Below are 17,439 nucleotides of genomic sequence, written 5' to 3' on the forward strand. Positions count from 1 at the left end.
ATCTGCTCGTCCGTAAGCCAATACAGGTCGCTCATGCTCAGTCTCCTTGGGGAGCCTGAATCACATCATCGCAGGCCTATCAATGGGTCCTGAGCCTAGAACTGGATTGGACATGCGTGTGCTGGGACGCCAATTATCGGCGCGTCGGAGAAGTATGGCAGCCATTGCAGTTTAAGGGCACGCGCTGGCAGACGGTCAACGACGAAGCTCGTAAGGCCTATGTCGCTAATGCTTATCGCGTACTACTTACCCGTGGCCGCCAAGGGATGATCGTGTTTGTTCCTGAAGGTTCGCGCGAAGACGCAACGCGAGAGCCAGCCGCATACGGCGGGATCTACGATTTTCTGGTTGAATGTGGATTCGACCCTTTAGGGAATGAGCCGGCATCCATGAACGAGCAGCGCGCTCAGCTTCAGCCGGCTTTGCTGACGCCCCCTGTTGAAGTGGTAGAGATGTGAATTGCGGCGGCAATCCTCTTCAAACCGATACGCCATCAGATCGTTTGGGGGTACAAATGGGGGTATTCTTAATTCTGATCTCAAAAAAATGGCTGAAATTTGCGGAAAATCACACAACATAATAGTCCCGTAAGCGCACCACTTTCTCCATAAACAAGCTTTCCACGCCGCCTAACGGCTGTCGCTGTGATGGCGCGGGCGGGCAGCCCGCTTATACCGCCTTGCGGGAAGTGCGCGCGCCGGACAGCAACCGCGTCCACGACCACTTGCGCAGGATCACGCGGGCCGCGAACATGACCGTCAGGGTGAGTACGAAAGCGATGATTGCGCCCGGAAGCTCACCCGCACGCTTGTAGATCAACTCCTTGGCCCCCGCGATCAGGAACGGGTGCCAGAGGTAGAAGTAGAGCGAATCGTATCCAATCGAATCTGCCAGCGGCACCGGGATTCGCGTGCTCAGCAGGATCGGCAGGCCGGCAATGAGCGCTAAGTTCAGGATCGCATAAGGGATGATCTCCGCCATGCCGGCGGGATGGGCGTAACAGGCCTGGAAGCCTGCGAACCCGGCCAGGATCAGGATCGCCACCCACAGCGGGGAAAAGCGCCTGCCCGACTGTCTCAGCCAGTAGCCGAAGGCGAAGAACGGCATCATCGTCAGGTAGCGCTGGTCCGGCAGGGAATATCGGTCCAGCGGCCCGACGTGGTGAGACAGGCCGCACGCCACCATGCCGAAAGCGCCCAGCACCAGCGCGATCGCCAGGAAGATCGCCGGGTTCACGCGGCGAAGCAGCCAGGCGAGCACCACGAAGGCGAAGAACACCGGAACATACCAGGTGTGATAAGGCGGCTTGAGCAACATCTCGCCCAGCATCGCCATGCTCAGGCCCGTCTTCAGCCCTGTCAGCAGGACATAGGCCACGGAAGCCAGGAACCAGGGCAGAAGCAGGCGCGTGTCATACTTGGAGATCAGCGAGCGGAAGGTTTCCCGCTGGAGACTGGCGGAGGTCAGCAGGTATCCTCCCAGCCCCAGGAACAAGGGCATGTGGAAGGAATAGATGCCCCATTTCACGGCATTCCCGTTGACGCTGGCCGTGAACAGGTGGCCCACGATCACCAGCAGGATCAGCCCACCCTTGAGGCTGTCTATGGCGGGGTTGTAACCCTCTTTCGGAGCGGAAACGCGCGATGCTGCCTGCGGAGACGGTGTTTGCATCGGTTCGCGTTTCTCCGTGTTTGCTGCGCCGCAATCCGCTTAGTGCGGCAATTGCCCCAGCTTCAACCCGGAGCGACGAGTCGGCCCCTCCTTGCGATGGGAAGAGCGGATCGGCAGGATATCCGCTTCAGGCCCGCCCTCCCAACATCTCTTAAGTTCCTGACGATGCTCACCAACACCGGACATGTCGCCTAAACGAAACGCCCCCGGAAGCCGAGGCTTCCGGGGCGTCGAAAACTACGTCATGCGCAGCCTTACTGGCAGGCTAGGCACTCGTCGTAATCGGTGGTCTCGCCGATCTCGAACTTGGGTGCTTCCGGCGTGTTGTCCGCCTCTACACCGCCTGCGAAGCCCGCGCGCTGCACCGACTTCGAGCGCAGGTAGTACAGCGACTTGATGCCCTTTTCCCATGCCTGGAAGTGCAGCATCATCAGGTCCCACTTGTCGACATCCGCCGGGATGAACAGGTTCAGCGACTGGGCCTGGTCGATGTAGGGCGTGCGATCCGCCGCGAATTCGAGCAGCCAGCGCTGGTCGATCTCGAAGCTGGTCTTGTAGACGGCCTTCTCGTCCGGCGTCAGGAAGTCGAGGTGCTGGACCGAACCGCCGCGTTCGAGGATCGAGTTCCAGACGTTCTTGGAATCCTTGCTCTTCGAAGCCAGCAGCTTCTGGAGGTAGGGGTTCTTCACAACGAACGAGCCCGAAAGCGTCTTGTGGGTATAGATGTTGGCCGGGATCGGCTCGATGCAGGCCGAAGTACCGCCGCAGATGATCGAGATCGACGCGGTGGGCGCGATCGCCATCTTGCAGCTGAAGCGCTGCATCACGCCCATGTCCGCGGCATCCGGGCACGGCCCACGCTCGTTGGCGAGCAGCAGCGATGCCTCGTCCGCCTTGGCGGCGATGAGCTGGAACATCTGCATGTTCAGCGCCTTGGCCATCGCGCTCTCGAAGGCGATGCCGCGCTTCTGGAGGTACGAGTGGAAGCCCATCACGCCCATGCCGACCGAACGTTCGCGCGCGGCGGAGTAGCGTGCGCGGGCCATCTCGTCGGGCGCACGGTCGATATAGTCCTGCAGGACGTTGTCGAGGAAGCGCAGCACGTCTTCGACGAAGCGCTTCTCGCCCTTCCACTCTTCCCAGGTTTCCAGGTTGAGCGAGGAGAGGCAGCACACGGCCGTGCGGTCGTTACCGAGATGGTCGCGGCCGGTCGGCAGCGTGATTTCCGAGCACAGGTTCGAGGTCGAGACCTTGAGGCCGAGATCGCGGTGATGCTTTGGCATCATGCGGTTCACGGTGTCGGAGAAGACGAGGTAAGGCTCACCGGTGGCGAGGCGGACCTCGACCAGCTTCTGGAACAGCGAGCGGGCGTGGACGGTGCCCCGCACCGAGCCGTCCTTGGGGCTCTTGAGGTCGAAGTCCTTGCCGTCGCGCACGGCTTCCATGAACTCGTCGGTCAGCAGCACGCCGTGGTGCAGGTTGAGCGCCTTGCGGTTGAAGTCGCCCGAAGTCTTGCGGATTTCGAGGAACTCCTCGATCTCGGGGTGCGAAACGTCAAGGTAGCAGGCAGCCGAGCCACGACGCAGCGAGCCCTGCGAAATCGCCAGAGTCAGCGAATCCATCACGCGCACGAAGGGAATGATGCCGCTGGTCTTGCCGTTGAGGCCGACCGGCTCGCCGATGCCGCGCACGTTGCCCCAGTAGGTGCCGATGCCGCCGCCGCGCGAAGCGAGCCAGACGTTTTCGGTCCACGTGGCCAGAATGCCTTCGAGGCTGTCATCCACCGAGTTGAGGTAGCACGAGATGGGCAGGCCCCGGCCCGTACCGCCGTTCGAGAGGACGGGGGTGGCCGGCATGAACCACAGCTTCGAGATGTAGTCGTAGATGCGCTGCGCGTGGTCCTGATCGTCCGAGTAAGCATCGGCCACGCGGGCGAAAAGGTCCTGATACTTCTCGCCGGGGAGCAGGTAGCGGTCGTCGAGCGTTTCCTTGCCGAAGTCGGTCAGCAGCGCGTCACGCGCATCGTCGGTGACGATGGTGAAACGACGTGCGTTGATCGACTTCGAATCGACGGGCTTGCGGCTCTTCTCAGCGGGCGCTTCAGCAGGCGCGGCAACGGCCGCGAGCAAGGCTTCGGCCACAAGAGCGGCCGTAGCGGTATCGGTCTTGTCCATCGCGATTGCCGGGCTCTCGCCCGCCTCCTTTTCCTTTTTCGCCGCCGGTTTCCTGGCGGGCCTGGGAGCCGCTTCGGGCTTGGGGGCCGCTACCTTGGCAACCTGGGGCGAAGTCTCGAAACCGGGCATTTCAACCTGCCCGTCATCCTGAATCATATCTTCCTGCATCACGTCGGAGCTGTCTAAGTCAGCGTTGTTTCTGAAATCCAATTGTCGCCCCCCGTTTGCTCGTACCAGCGTCATCGAAGCGCCAAAAAGCGCGTCCAGCATTGCACCGGGGTCGGTTCGGACCGGGGCGATTCGTCAGGGCGAAGAGCCCACCGACATACCACCACCGGTACGATAGAGAACGATAATCCCCTGACCGACCCGGCGCGCGGTGCCACCTTGCGGTATTCACCTTGCAGTATCACGGGGGTCTCGAACACAGCAAAACCGTCCTTCGAGGCACCTGACTGCCCTGGAACGATTTGTCTAGGTCTAGATGCCCCGCCATCGACGCGCCACAACCCATAGTGCCTGTTCTGGATTTTGACGCAAGAGGGTGACTCTCTCCGGCAAGGCGGCAAAGCCGCGCCCCTTTACAGCGCAGGCCATGGCGCGACGCGTGGGAACTCCTTCACCGGGCTCCGGCGCAAGAGCCTATTTCGAGGTCTTCGCTAAAAATTTTTCCACATAAAACGGCGGCGAAACGAATCCCGCTTGCGACGAAACGAGTCGCCGGAATCTCGCGATTCCTCCTGTGTCGAGACACTTGCCCCGCCTGTCCCCATATCTTTGGAAGCAGTGCGTGCGCGATCCGGCGCCGGACGGACCATATGCGCGCTTCGCCGACCGGCCGTTGCAACCGCGGGGCGATTCGCGATTTCTACGAACCGCAAGGTCGCAGCGTCATTTTTCGAGGAATCAGCTACCCATGTTCAACATCATCGGCGCCATCATCAGCGGGCTCATCATCGGCGTGCTGGCGCGTTACTTCTATCCCGGCGCGGTGCCGATGACCTGGCTCGCCACGATCCTGCTGGGCATCGGCGGCTCGCTCGTCGCCGGTCTCGTGACCACGCGCGGCAGCGCCGACTTCCAGCGCGCCGGCTGCCTCGCCTCGGTGATCGGCGCGATCGTGCTGATCTTCATCGGACGCGCGCTCGGCATCGGGATGTAACGCCGCGGGATGTAACGCCGCCGCCGGTACCTCTGCCGGAAAAACGGGCGAGCCCGCCCGGCGCCGCGGCCATGGCGCCGGACGGCTCGCCCCGTATCGCCTTACCTGTTCAGTTCAGCCTCGATCGCATCGACCAGCAGCGGGTCCTGCGGCGCGGTGCCCGGCGCAAAGCGGCCGACGACTTCGCCATCGCGCGAGATCAGGAACTTCTCGAAGTTCCACAGCACTTCGGGATCGTCGTTCGGAGTCATTCCGTAGCCCTTGAAGCGCTCCTTCATGCCTTCGACATCGCCCTGCTTGGTGGGAACCGCCTCGGTCAGCGCGGCATAGAGCGGCTGCTTGGCTTCGCCGGTAACGTCGGCCTTGGTGAAGAGCGGGAACGAGACGCCGTAGTTGAGCTGGCAGAATTCGACGATCTCCTCGTCCGTGCCGGGTTCCTGCGCACCGAAATCGTTGGCAGGGAAGCCGAGCACTTCGAGACCCTGCGCCTTGTAATCCGAGTAGAGCTTTTCGAGGCCTTCGTACTGCGGGGTCAACCCGCACTTCGAGGCGACGTTGACCACGAGCAGCACCTTGCCCTCGTGATTGGCGAGACTGTCGGCGCTGCCGTCGATGCGGGTCAGCGGGATTGCGGTGATATCGGCGGCCATAGGGAAGTCTCTCCTGTTCGGATTCAGGCTGGGAACATGGGGTATCGCCATGACCGCCGCAAGACGGCCGCGCTTATCCTTCCTGTCCGAGCACCGGGGATATCCATTCGGGATCATGCACATAGGGCAAGGGATCGCCGGAGCGCAGAGCTTCCAGCACCGCTGCAAAGTCCGTCCCGGCCCGCCAGCCGATCAGGCGCCGGGCCTTGGCAGGATCGTAGACCCGCTCGATCCGCTCCGGCAGCACCCAGCCGCGCCGGGCGTATAGCTCCGCCGCATCGGGGTAATAGCGCGCGATCACGGCGCGGGCATCGCGGGCCAGTTCCGCCGCATCGGCGCGCACGAACGGCGGCGGCGCCGAAAGCACGAATGTCTCGCAGCCCTCGATCCGCTCCAACGCGGCGAGGTGGGCGACGCCGCATCCTCCACGGTGAGACGGCGGTTCAGCAGTTCGTTCGCCTTGAGGTTCGGCCCGGAAGGCACCGCGTGGGTATCGTCGTCCTCCGGGAAGAAACGCCCGGTGCGCAGGATCGCCACCGCCATGCCGCTATCGCGAGAGACGACGCGGCACAGGTTCTCGGCCGCCAGCTTCGTGGCGCCATAGACGTTGCGCGGTTCCACCGGGCCGAAGTCTTCGTCCATCCACCAGGCCCCCTCGGCGCCGGCCCCTGCGCGCACGTCGGCGCGGACCATCAGCGAAGTGGTGGAAGTGAAGAGGAAGCGCCTGTGCCCCGCCTCCGCTGCCGCTTCCAGCAGGTTGAGCGTGCCGGTGACGTTGGTGTCGATAAAGGCCTGCCGCGGATTGCGCACGATATCGGGCTTGTGCAGCGCGCCTGCGTGAATCACCGCCTCGATGGCATGATGCGCAATCGTCTGGAACACGAGAGCGCGATCCGCCACCGAGCCGACGATCCGGGTATGCGCACCGGGCACGACGTCGAGCCCGATAACTTCGTGACCATGCGAGGCCAGCAGGGCCGCAAGGTGTCGGCCCAGCCAGCCGGACGATCCGGTCAGCAGGACGCGCATGGGATCAGGCCCCGTTCCGATAATCCGCGATGACTTCGCCGCAATCGGCGAGTTCCGCTTCGTGGCCTTCCTCGCGCCATGCCTCGCCCAGCGCTTCGGCTTCCCACTGCTTCATCGCCGGATGTTCAAGCACGGTATCGACCCAGACCTGGCAGGTGCCGACATCAAGGCCATAAGTGCGGATGCGGAAGGCGACCGGCGCGAAGAACGCATCCAGCGCGGTGAAGCTGTTCCCCGCCAGCCATGGCCCGCCGAAGCGGGACAGGCCCTCGCCGAAGATTTCGCGCAGGCGCGCAACGTCGCGCACCAGTTCCGGACGCATCGCCTTGGGCCGGACCCGCACGCCGACGTTCATCGTGCAGTCGTTGCGCAGGGCGGAGAAGCCGCCGTGCATCTCGGCCACCGCGCATTGCGCGAAGGCGCGCGCGGCATCGTCGGCGGGCCAGACGCCGGGGTGGCGGTCGGCCAGATAGAGGGTGATGCCCAGCGAATCCCACACCGTCCGTTCGCCGTCGACCAGCGCCGGAACCTGCCCGGTGGGCGAGAAGCTGCGGAAGGCCTCGTAATTGGCGGGGGCGGTGAAGGGCTCGATCCGATCGGTGAAATCGATCCCCAGCGCCTTCATCAGCACCCAGGGCCGCAGCGACCAGCTGGAGTAGTTCCGATTGGCGGTAATCAGTGTGTAAGCCATCCGGAACTCTCCTCTGTTTGAAAATCCGCCGAGGGCGGATTTTGCGGCACCGCGACTCTCAAGTCACATAATGCGCCGTGGTCTTAGCGGCGACTTCATCGGCCGTCACGCCCGGTGCCAGTTCGATCAGCCGGAACGGGCTCTGGTGGTCCGCCCGCTGGAACACGGCAAGGTCGGTGACGATCATGTCGACCACGTTCTTGCCGGTCAGCGGCAGGGTGCAAGCCGGGATGAACTTGGGATCGCCGTTCTTCGCGTTGTGCTCCATGACGACGATGATCTTCTTCACGCCGGCCACGAGATCCATCGCGCCGCCCATGCCCTTGATCATCTTGCCGGGGATCATCCAGTTGGCGATGTCGCCGTTCTCGGCGATCTCCATCGCGCCCAGCACGGCCAGATCGATATGGCCGCCGCGGATCATGCCGAAGCTGGTGGCGCTGTCGAAATAGGCCGACTGCGGCAGTTCGCTCACCGTCTGCTTGCCCGCGTTGATAAGGTCGGGATCGACTTCATCGGCATAGGGAAACGGCCCGATGCCGAGCATCCCGTTTTCCGACTGGAGCGTCACGGTCATGCCGGTGGGAACATGGTTCGCCACCAGGGTCGGGATGCCGATGCCGAGGTTCACGTAGAACCCGTCCTGAAGCTCCTTCGCCGCGCGGGCGGCCATTTCGTCTCTGCTCCAGCCTTTAGTGTCTTGGGACATCAGGCGGTCTCCCTCTCGCGGGTCGTCATGAATTCGATCTTCTTGTCGTAAGGCGCGCCCAGCACGAGGCGCTGGACGAAGACGCCGGGCAGGTGAATGCCGTCCGGATCGAGCGAGCCGGTGGGGACGATCTCCTCCACCTCGACCACGCAGACCTTGCCGCAAGTGGCGGCAGGCACGTTGAAATTGCGCGCGGTCTTGCGGAACACGACGTTGCCGGTCTCATCCGCCTTCCACGCCTTCACGATCGAAAGGTCGGCGAAGATGCCTTCCTCGAGGATATATTCCTCACCCCGGAAGACCTTCACTTCCTTGCCCTCGGCCACTTGCGTGCCGACGCCGGTCTTGGTGTAGAAGCCGGGAATGCCCGCGCCGCCGGCGCGCATGCGTTCGGCCAGCGTGCCCTGCGGGCAGAATTCGACTTCCAGTTCGCCCGAGAGGAACTGGCGTTCGAACTCCTTGTTCTCGCCCACGTAGGACGAGATCATCTTCTTCACCTGCCGGGTGCGCAGCAGCTTGCCGATGCCTTCGTTGTCGATCCCGGCGTTGTTGGAGGCGAAAGTCAGGTCCTTCACACCGGAATCACGCAGGGCATCCAGCAGGCGCTCGGGGATGCCGCAAAGGCCGAAGCCCCCGGCGGCGATGAGCAGCCCGTCCTTGAGCAGTCCGTCCAGCGCCGCCGCGGCGCTGGGATAGATCTTGTTCATGAAATTCTCCCGTTTGGAGCGAACCTAGACAGCCATTCCCATTACGAATAGCGATTGTTTTTTATCGGAAGCGATAAGTCACGATTATGAAACGTATCGCCCTCTTTCACCTTGAAACGCTGATGTGGATCGATCGGCTCGGCACGTTCGCAGGTGCGGCACAAAGACTCAATACCACCCAGCCCGCCATTTCCGCCCGCGTGCGCGAGATCGAGGAGCAGCTTGGCGTACCCCTGTTCCAACGTGACGGGCGCCGCATGGTGCTGACCGCGCGCGGCCGCCGTCTCGTGCAGGATTGCGAGCCGCTGCGACAGGGCCTCGAACGCGCCCTGCTCGATGCCAGCGACTTTGCGGGCGCCACCGGCACCGTGCGGATCGGCTCGGGCGAGATCGCGGCGGCAAGCTGCCTGCCGGACTTCATCGGCGCGATCGAACGCGAGCGGCCCGGCGTGACGCTGGAGATAGAGCTGGACCTCACCGCCCGGCTTCTGCAGCAACTGCTGGCGGGCACGCGGGACATCGTGTTCCTGGCGGGGCCGGTGGCCAGCCCCGGCCTGCGCACCGCGCCGATCGGTTCGGTCGAACTGGTCTGGGCGGCCAGTCCTGCCACTGCGGCGTCCGGCAAGTTCGGGGCGGCCGTCCCGGTCTGGTCGCTCCCGGACCATTCCCCGCTTCACCGCGTCACGCTGTCCACGCTGGAGGAGCAGGGGATCACGCCCCGCGCGCTCCACACCTGCAACAACGTGCGGATGCTGATCGAGATCGTCGCGCGGGGCCGGGGCGCGGCCGTGCTGCCGGAGACCATGGTGCGCGACGAACTGGCGCGCGGTACGCTTGTCGAAGTCCTGCCCCGCCCTGCGCATCACGTTCATTTCGAAGCCGCGATCCGCACCCGCGAACGCGAGCCCGTGATCCTGGATCTGTTCGAGCGCGCTGCCCGCCTCTCGATCGAAACCCTTCCGCATCCTCGGAGTTTTTGATCTTCGTCATGGCAATTCCATGACCTTGCGATACCTTGGCCGGCAGACAACGGGAGAATTACCATGCGCTCGATACTCGTGAACGCCGACCGCAAGCCCGACAGCGACGCCCGCATCGCCGCCGCGGTCGAACTCGCCCGCAATCTCGGCGGTCATCTCACGGTGCTCGTCGATACCCCGGTTTCGCGCTATATCGCCATGGACCCGATGGGCGGCAGCTACGTCATTTCCGAAGCGCTCGACAAGGCGCGGGGCGAGGATGACGCCGCCGCCGAAGCGATCGAGGCGCGGCTGACCCGCGGCGATATCCCCTTCGAAGTGATCCGCAGCGAGGAAGACCCGGTTCCCGCCCTTGCCGGAGCGGCGCGTCTTTCCGACCTGGTGGTGGTCTCGCGGTCGAGCGGGATCGCCGGACAACTGGCGATGGTCTCCCGCGCACCGGTGCTCGCCCTGCCCGAGGGCCACACGCTCTCCCTGCCGATCCGCCGCGCTTGCATCGCCTGGGACGGCGGCGAACAGTCCGCAAGCGCGCTCAAGGCGGCGGTTCCGCTGCTTCAGGGCTGCGATGCCGTGAAACTGGTGACGGTGATCGAGAAGACCGGCGGCTTCCCGGCCACGGACGCGCTGCGCTATCTCTCGCGAAACGGCATCCACGCCGAATACGAGGAGCACGAAAGGCGAGGCTCGACCGAGGAAACCCTCGCCGTCGCCGTGAACCAGTCCCACGCGGAACTGCTGGTGATGGGCGCTTACGGCAAGAGCAGGCTGCGCGAATTCCTGTTCGGCGGCGTCACCGCCTATTTCCTTTCGGAAGCGAGCGCGCCCGCGGTCCTGTTCTCGCACTGATCCGCCTGCCGGGCACGTTCCGGCCATATGTCATCTGAAAAAGGGCGTCGGTGCCGGTCACCGGCGCCTTTTGCTTTCCCATTACGGCAATTCAGGCTTTTCGGATCAGATACTTAGCAAGGACAGGAAATTCCGCACCGCAACAGTCAACGTTTGCAGCGCTCCGGCGATCCGCATCGCCTTGACGATTGCGTCAAGGATAAGCCGAAGAGTAGTTCATGTTTTAAGTTGTTGTTTTTATTGATTCAGTCATTGATTACCCCGTGTAGTTACGCCCTGTGCAACCATGGTTGCACGTTTGCAACCGTTCTTTCGTGTTTTCGCACTTGCACAAAAGCCTGATTCGGGTCATACAGACACTGCCTTTCAGGCATCCTCTCCCAAAACTTTCACGGCCCGGTCGGTAACGCCCGGGCCTTCTTTTTGCCGCGATGAGAACAACGTTCTCAGGCGGGACTGTCGGAAACATCCGCAACGGGCACGGGTTGGTTTGAAATCCGGGAAGCCGATACCTAGTTCCAATCCACATCCCGGACGGCCCGCGCGAACCGGCGCGGCGTCGGAACCGGGAGCACGGAAAGGACACCCATGGCGGACGCCCCAACCCATGTCGACGAACGGACGGTGAAGCTGCAGGTCGCGGCAGCCCGGCAGGAAGAGAGCGGCCAGGGCATCGCTCGCCTCTCGCGCGGTTCGCTCTCGGCGATCGGCGCGATGGAAGGCGACGTACTCGAATTGACGGGCAAGTCGGTAACTGTCGCCCGCGCGGTCCTCGCCTATGCCGAGGACGAAGGCCTCGAAGTCATCCGCCTCGACGGCCTCCAGCGCGGCAATGCCGAAGTCGGCTCGGGCGATCACGTTACCGTACGCAAGGCCGAATCCCGCCCGGCGCAGCGCGTGGTCTTCGCCCCCGCCCAGAAGGACATGCGCCTTCAGGGCCCCCCGGCCGCGCTCAAGCGCAACTTCTTCCAGCGCCCGATGGTGCAGGGCGATCTCGTCGCCACCACCGGCCAGCAGCAGGTCGCGGACATTCCCCCGCAGCTTCGCCGCATGTTCAATGCACCGGCCTATGCGCTGACGCAGATCCGCCTCAACGTCGTCTCCACGACGCCGCGCGGCATCGTCCACATCGACGAGAACACCGAAGTGGAACTGCGCGAGACCTTCGAGGAAGCGCACGACGCCCGAGGCGACGTCAACTATGACGACGTCGGCGGCATGAGCGACACCATCCGCCAGCTGCGCGAGATGGTGGAACTGCCGCTGCGTTATCCCGAACTGTTCACCCGCCTCGGCGTCGCCCCGCCGAAGGGCGTGCTGCTCCACGGCCCGCCGGGCACCGGCAAGACCCGCCTGGCACAGGCCGTGGCGAACGAGAGCGAGGCCAGCTTCTTCTCGATCAACGGTCCCGAGATCATGGGATCGGGCTATGGCGAGAGCGAGAAAGCGCTGCGCGAAGTCTTCGAGGAAGCCACCAAGGCCGCGCCCGCGATCATCTTCATCGACGAGATCGATTCGATCGCGCCCAAGCGCAGCCAGGTGCACGGCGAGGCGGAAAAGCGCCTGGTCGCCCAGTTGCTCACGCTGATGGACGGGCTCAACAGCCGCGCCCACGTCGTCGTCATCGCCGCCACCAACCGGCCCGATGCCATCGACGAGGCACTGCGCCGTCCCGGCCGCTTCGACCGCGAAATCGTGATCGGCGTCCCTGACGAGGCCGGCCGCCGCGAGATCATCGGCATCCACACGCGCGGCATGCCGCTGGGCGACAAGGTGGACCTGGGCGAGCTTGCCCGCACCACGCACGGCTTCGTCGGGGCCGACCTGGCCGCACTTGCCCGCGAAGCGGCGATCGAGGCGGTGCGCCGGATCATGCCCCGGCTCGACCTCGAGGCCCGCACCATCCCGCCCGAAGTGCTGGAAGACCTGCAAGTGATCCGCGAGGACTTCGTGGCCGCGCTCAAGCGTGTCCAGCCTTCGGCCATGCGCGAGGTCATGGTGCAGGTGCCCAATATCGGCTGGGCCGACATCGGCGGACTGGACGAAGCGCAGCTCAAGCTCAAGGAAGGCGTCGAGCTTCCGCTCAAGACGCCCGAAGCCTTCCACAAGCTGGGTATCCGTCCGGCCAAGGGCTTCCTCCTCTATGGCCCGCCCGGCACCGGCAAGACGCTGCTCGCCAAGGCCGTCGCCAAGGAGGCCGAGGCCAACTTCATCTCGATCAAGTCGTCCGACCTCCTCTCGAAGTGGTACGGCGAGAGCGAGCAGCAGATCGCCCGCCTCTTCGCCCGCGCCCGCCAGGTCGCGCCCTGCGTGATCTTCATCGACGAGATCGACAGCCTCGTGCCCGCACGCGGCATGGGCGGCGGTGGCGGCGAACCGCAAGTCACCTCGCGCGTGGTCAATACGATCCTCGCCGAGATGGACGGGATGGAGGAATTGCAATCGGTCGTGCTGATCGGCGCCACCAACCGCCCCGCCCTTGTCGATCCGGCGCTCCTGCGTCCAGGCCGCTTCGACGAACTGGTCTATGTCGGCACCCCGGACGAGGCCGGGCGCGAGCATATCCTCGGTATCCACACCGGCAGGATGCCGCTGGCGGACGACGTCTCCCTGCATGACATCGCCGCGCGGACCGAGCGCTTCACCGGCGCCGATCTCGAGGACGTGGTGCGCCGTGCCGGCCTCATCGCCATCCGCAAGCGCGGAGCCGAAGTGGAGCAGGTCCGCCGCGAGGACTTCGAAGACGCCCTCGAAGACAGCCGCGCCACCGTGACCGAGGAAATGGAGGCCGAGTACGAGCGCATGAAGGGCGAACTCAAGAAGCGGGCCATGGAAGTGATCCCGATCGGCTTCATCGCCCCCGGCATGGTCGAATCCCGCCGCGAAAAGAAGCACGGCGATTGAGCGATGCCGTCTCCCGGCCCCGGTCCGGGACGACGGCATCCTCCCCACCCCATCGCCCCTTGCGGAGGCCGCGCCCTTGCGGCACCTGCATCGCATGAATTCTCCCGTCCGCGCCCTGCTCGCCGCTGCACTCGCCCTCACCGCTGCCCCTGCCGTGCAGGCGAAGGACGTGCCGGTCTGCACCTACCGCATCGACAATGCCTTTCCCCACGATACCGGCGCCTTCACCGAAGGCCTCCTGTTCGATCAGGGCCTGCTTTATGAAAGCACCGGCCAGAAGGGCGATTCCCGCATCGTCGTGCGCAAGCTGGAAACGCTCGATCCGGTGAGGGAGACCGAGGTCGATCCTTCCGTCTTCGGCGAAGGCCTGGTGGACTGGAAGGACCAGCTCATCAGCCTCACCTGGCGGGACCGCATCGGCTATCGCTGGGACCGCAAATCACTGAAGCTGCTGGGAACATTCTCTTACGAGGGTGAGGGCTGGGCCATGACCCGCAGCGGGAACACGATCTACCAGAGCGACGGCTCCGCCAGCCTGCGCCTGCGCGATCCGGCAACGATGCGCCAGACCGGCAGCCTTGCCGTTACCGCAGATGGCCGGCCGGTGGAGAATCTCAACGAACTCGAATGGATCGACGGCGAGATCTGGGCCAATGTCTGGATGACCGACCGCATCGCCCGGATCGATCCCCGGACCGGCAAGGTATCGTCCTGGCTGGACCTGACGGGGCTGCGCGAACAGGCTGGCGGCGCGGGCATGGACGCCGTGCTGAACGGCATCGCCTGGGACCCCGCAGCGCGGCGCGTGCTGGTGACCGGCAAGAACTGGAACCAGATATTCCAGATCACCCCGATCTGCCCGAAAGGCGCCTGACTTGCTCCACCGGGCCGGTTCGGCTAAAGGATAGCCCGCAAGCAAGGGAATGGATCGATGGACAACTGAGCACATAGCCCGTTTTTCCCAAACGCTATCTGCCGGTGTTCGCATGACATTCCTGACAATTGACCGCGTGGCCTGTTCGGCCCCTGACGGTACTCCCCTCTTCACTGACCTCACTTTCTCGCTCGGCCGCGAGACGCTGGGCCTCGTCGGCCGCAACGGCGCGGGCAAGAGCACGCTGCTGCGCGCGATCGCCGGGGATGTGCCGGTCTCCGAAGGAACGATCGTGCGGCAGGGCCGCGTGGGCCTGCTGCACCAGCTTCCGCCGGACGAACATGCCAGCGTGGCCGCGGCGCTGGGACTTTCCGAACAGTTCGCCCGGCTCGAACGCATCACCGAGGGCCGGTTCGAGGACGACGATTTCGACCTCGCCGACTGGACCCTGGCCGAGCGCTTCGAAAAGGCTGCGGCGCTTGCCGGCTTCGCCGATCTCGATCCGCAGCGGACCCTCGCCAGCTTCAGCGGCGGCCAGCGCACCCGCCTGATGCTGACCGGGCTTCTGATGGACGAGCCGGACGTGCTGCTGCTCGACGAACCCACCAACAATCTTGACGAGGCCGGGCGCAAGGTCGTGGCCGACCTGCTTGACGGCTGGAGCGGCGGCGCCCTTGTCGCCAGTCATGATCGCGAGCTGCTGCGCCTTGCGGATCGTATCGTCGAACTGACCGGGGTGGGAATCCACATGGTCGGCGGCGGATGGGATGCCTTCGACGAACAGCGAAGCGCCGAACGGGCCCGCGCGTCAGCGGCGCTCGAACGCAGCGAGGACGCCCTGCGCCACGCACGCCGCGAAAAGCAGCAGGAGGCCGAGAAACAGGCCCGGCGCGACAGCAAGGGCCGCAAGGATGCGGCAAGGGGCGGCGATCCGAAGATCCTGCTCGGCGCGCGGCGGCAGCGGGCCGAGGAGAGCGGCGGCCGCCAGCGCAAGCTGGGCGACGAACTCGTCGGCCGGGTGCAGGAACGGCTGGATGTGGCCCGGCGCGACGTGGAAGTGCTCGCCCCCATCCACATCGATCTGCCCCCCTGTCACCTGCCCTCGGGCCATACCCTGATCGAGGCGCACGGTCTGGCCTGCACGCGCGGCGGACGGCGCCTGTTCGGCCCGCTCGATCTTGTGCTGCGCGGACCGCAGCGGATCGCGATTTCCGGCCCCAACGGTTCGGGCAAGACCAGCCTGATCCGCATACTCGCCGGAATCGACCGGCCCGACGCGGGAGACATCCGCGCCGATACCGCCCGCTTCGCGCTGCTCGACCAGCACGTCTCGCTTCTTGGCGAAGGCGGTACCGTGCTCGATGCCTACCTGCGCCTCAATCCCGATGCCGACCGCCACGCCGCCCATGCCGCGCTCGCCCGCTTCGGTTTCCGCAATGCCTGGGCACAGCGCGAGATCGCCGGCCTTTCAGGGGGTGAGCGAATGCGGCTGGCGCTGGCCTGCCTGTTCACGCGCAAGGACGTGCCGTGGCTGCTCGTCCTCGACGAGCCGACCAACCATCTCGACCTCGCTTCGGTGGAGATGCTGGAGCAGGCGTTGCGGGGCTATGACGGCGCGATCCTCTGCGTCAGCCACGACGGGGATTTTCGCGAGGCGATGGGCCTTGGCGAGACAATCCTGCTTGGCGAGGGATAGCGGGACGATCGCCCGCAGCCATCAGTTCGGCTGCCGGGCCTCGCCATTGGCCGAAGCCGCGACAAGTTCCGCCAGCCCCGCCGTCGCCCCCATCTCCACCGGGCCGACCGGCAGCGTGCGGCGCCTTACCAGCGCCTCGGGCTGGCTGCGTCTGATCCAGTCCATCATGCTTTCCCGGATTTCGCAGCGCAGGTCGAACAGCGTCGGGCCATCCTTCGCGCTCATCAGCAGGCGGACCTCGATCGCATCGTCCTTGCAGTCGGTCACCTGAAGGATCTGCGCGCGCCTGTCCCAGAGGCGGTGGGCCTGGATCTGCCGTGTATATTCTTCTCGGATCGGTCCGATCTCGGTGCCCTGGTCAAGGTAGAGGAACACCGTGCCGAGAAGCTGAGAGGTGGTCTTGGTCCAGTTCTGGAAGGTATCTTCGAGAAAGCGGTTGGACGGCACCACCAGACGGCGATCGTCCCACAGCCGGACGACCACGTAAGTCGTGCGGATATCCTCGATGCGGCCCCATTCCCCGTCGAGGATGATGACATCGTCGATGGAGATCGGCTCGGTCATCGCCATCTGGAAGCCCGCGATCAGGGCCTTCAGCGCAGGCTGCGCCGCCGCGCCAACCGCGAGGGCGGCAAGCCCGGCCGAAGCCATCAGCGTAACGCCGATCTCGCGCACCCCGGGCACCGAGGCGAGCATCCCGGAGACCGTGAGGAACACGATCAGGAACGTGCCGATGCGGCTGAAGATCGCCAGCCGCGTGCGGCGGCGGCGGGCGTTGCGGTTGTTCTCTACCGAGATGTCCGCCCGCACGATCATCGCTTCGACGAACGCCCGCAGCACCGCCACCGCTACCCAGCCGGTCAGCAGCGGCATGACGAACGGCGCGAAACGTTCCCACACCGCTTCCAGCGCAGGCGTCTCCCGCGCGGCCAGAACCACGCCCATGGCGAGGAACGCCCAGCGCGTGGGCCGGTTGAGGCGATTGACGACGATGTCGTCCGCCTCGCTCGCGCTCCGGTTGGTGATGCGGTGCAGGATGCGGAACAGCACGGCATGGGCCAGCAGCGCCAGCGCCAGGCCGAGCATGGCCGCGAGAACCGCCATGAAGGGCCGCTCGGCCCACGAAGGCAACCCGGCGAGGATGCTGTCGATGAACTGGATCATGGTGATGAAACGATGCTGCACTGCAGCAGTTTCATCCGCACGCTCGGTTCATCGCCTTGCGAGGCAGGTGCGGAAGAAAGAATCGTCCCGGATCGACACTCCGTCCGGTCCGGAGTCGGGTCGGAGAGGGGAACTGGCTTCAGTGTGCCGCGCCCCAGCTCAGGCCGGAGCCGATCTCGACG

14 protein-coding genes and 1 pseudogene are annotated in these 17,439 nt (G+C 64.8%); 7 read left to right on the forward strand and 8 right to left on the reverse strand.

Going from position 1 to position 17,439, the window contains the following annotated elements:
* The first annotated feature begins 101 nt into the window (after positions 1-101).
* Positions 102-458, forward strand: a complete 357-nt coding sequence (locus tag ADT71_RS29950; RefSeq protein ID WP_255351598.1) for a DNA/RNA helicase domain-containing protein — start codon at positions 102-104, stop codon at positions 456-458.
* Between the two features lie 211 nt (positions 459-669).
* Here the strand turns inward: ADT71_RS29950 and ADT71_RS02030 are convergent, their stop codons facing one another.
* Both ADT71_RS02030 and ADT71_RS02035 read right to left on the reverse strand, forming a co-directional pair.
* On the reverse strand, positions 670-1,671 hold the full coding sequence (locus ADT71_RS02030; RefSeq protein ID WP_054434634.1) for an acyltransferase: 1,002 nt from the start codon (positions 1,669-1,671) through the stop codon (positions 670-672).
* 254 nt (positions 1,672-1,925) lie between these two features.
* Entirely contained in the window at positions 1,926-3,845 is a 1,920-nt protein-coding gene (locus ADT71_RS02035; RefSeq protein WP_231635494.1) for a ribonucleoside-diphosphate reductase subunit alpha, read from the reverse strand.
* A 916-nt stretch (positions 3,846-4,761) separates the two neighbouring features.
* On the opposite strand from ADT71_RS02035, the gene ADT71_RS02040 reads away from it, so the two are divergent.
* Positions 4,762-5,007: a GlsB/YeaQ/YmgE family stress response membrane protein gene (locus ADT71_RS02040; RefSeq protein ID WP_054434636.1), complete on the forward strand. Its 246-nt coding sequence runs from the start codon at positions 4,762-4,764 to the stop codon at positions 5,005-5,007.
* Positions 5,008-5,108: 101 nt separating this feature from the next.
* Here the strand turns inward: ADT71_RS02040 and ADT71_RS02045 are convergent, their stop codons facing one another.
* From ADT71_RS02045 to ADT71_RS02065, 5 genes and pseudogenes are all read right to left on the reverse strand, one after another.
* Positions 5,109-5,657 carry a glutathione peroxidase gene (locus ADT71_RS02045; protein WP_054434638.1) on the reverse strand — a complete coding sequence of 183 codons (549 nt, stop codon included), beginning with the start codon at positions 5,655-5,657 and terminating at the stop codon, positions 5,109-5,111.
* Positions 5,658-5,730: 73 nt separating this feature from the next.
* Positions 5,731-6,686, reverse strand: a pseudogene (locus ADT71_RS02050) (NAD-dependent epimerase/dehydratase family protein).
* 4 nt (positions 6,687-6,690) lie between these two features.
* Positions 6,691-7,377 carry a glutathione S-transferase family protein gene (locus ADT71_RS02055; RefSeq protein WP_054434640.1) on the reverse strand — a complete coding sequence of 229 codons (687 nt, stop codon included), beginning with the start codon at positions 7,375-7,377 and terminating at the stop codon, positions 6,691-6,693.
* Between the two features lie 58 nt (positions 7,378-7,435).
* On the reverse strand, positions 7,436-8,086 hold the full coding sequence (locus tag ADT71_RS02060; RefSeq protein WP_054434642.1) for a CoA transferase subunit B: 651 nt from the start codon (positions 8,084-8,086) through the stop codon (positions 7,436-7,438).
* Complete coding sequence (locus ADT71_RS02065) at positions 8,086-8,793, reverse strand: CoA transferase subunit A (protein WP_054434644.1); 708 nt, start codon at positions 8,791-8,793, stop codon at positions 8,086-8,088. Before ADT71_RS02065 ends, ADT71_RS02060 begins: the two co-directional genes overlap by 1 nt.
* An 86-nt stretch (positions 8,794-8,879) precedes the next feature.
* On the opposite strand from ADT71_RS02065, the gene ADT71_RS02070 reads away from it, so the two are divergent.
* The 5 genes from ADT71_RS02070 to ADT71_RS02090 all read left to right on the forward strand — a co-directional run bounded on the left by ADT71_RS02070 (position 8,880) and on the right by ADT71_RS02090 (position 16,093).
* Positions 8,880-9,773 carry a LysR family transcriptional regulator gene (locus ADT71_RS02070; RefSeq protein WP_054434646.1) on the forward strand — a complete coding sequence of 298 codons (894 nt, stop codon included), beginning with the start codon at positions 8,880-8,882 and terminating at the stop codon, positions 9,771-9,773.
* A 63-nt stretch (positions 9,774-9,836) separates the two neighbouring features.
* Positions 9,837-10,619: a universal stress protein gene (locus ADT71_RS02075; protein WP_054434648.1), complete on the forward strand. Its 783-nt coding sequence runs from the start codon at positions 9,837-9,839 to the stop codon at positions 10,617-10,619.
* A gap of 588 nt (positions 10,620-11,207) precedes the next feature.
* On the forward strand, positions 11,208-13,523 hold the full coding sequence (locus ADT71_RS02080) for a CDC48 family AAA ATPase (RefSeq protein WP_054434650.1): 2,316 nt from the start codon (positions 11,208-11,210) through the stop codon (positions 13,521-13,523).
* A gap of 94 nt (positions 13,524-13,617) precedes the next feature.
* A complete protein-coding gene (locus tag ADT71_RS02085) occupies positions 13,618-14,397 on the forward strand; it encodes a glutaminyl-peptide cyclotransferase (protein ID WP_054434652.1) in 780 nt (259 codons plus the stop codon).
* 112 nt (positions 14,398-14,509) lie between these two features.
* Complete coding sequence (locus ADT71_RS02090) at positions 14,510-16,093, forward strand: ABC-F family ATP-binding cassette domain-containing protein (RefSeq protein ID WP_054434653.1); 1,584 nt, start codon at positions 14,510-14,512, stop codon at positions 16,091-16,093.
* A gap of 21 nt (positions 16,094-16,114) precedes the next feature.
* On the opposite strand, the gene ADT71_RS02095 is transcribed toward ADT71_RS02090, so the two are convergent.
* Complete coding sequence (locus ADT71_RS02095; RefSeq protein WP_054434657.1) at positions 16,115-17,257, reverse strand: mechanosensitive ion channel family protein; 1,143 nt, start codon at positions 17,255-17,257, stop codon at positions 16,115-16,117.
* Positions 17,258-17,439 lie beyond the last annotated feature (182 nt).

Origin of the sequence: Novosphingobium sp. ST904 (assembly GCF_001298105.1) — a bacterium.
GTDB lineage: Bacteria > Pseudomonadota > Alphaproteobacteria > Sphingomonadales > Sphingomonadaceae > Novosphingobium.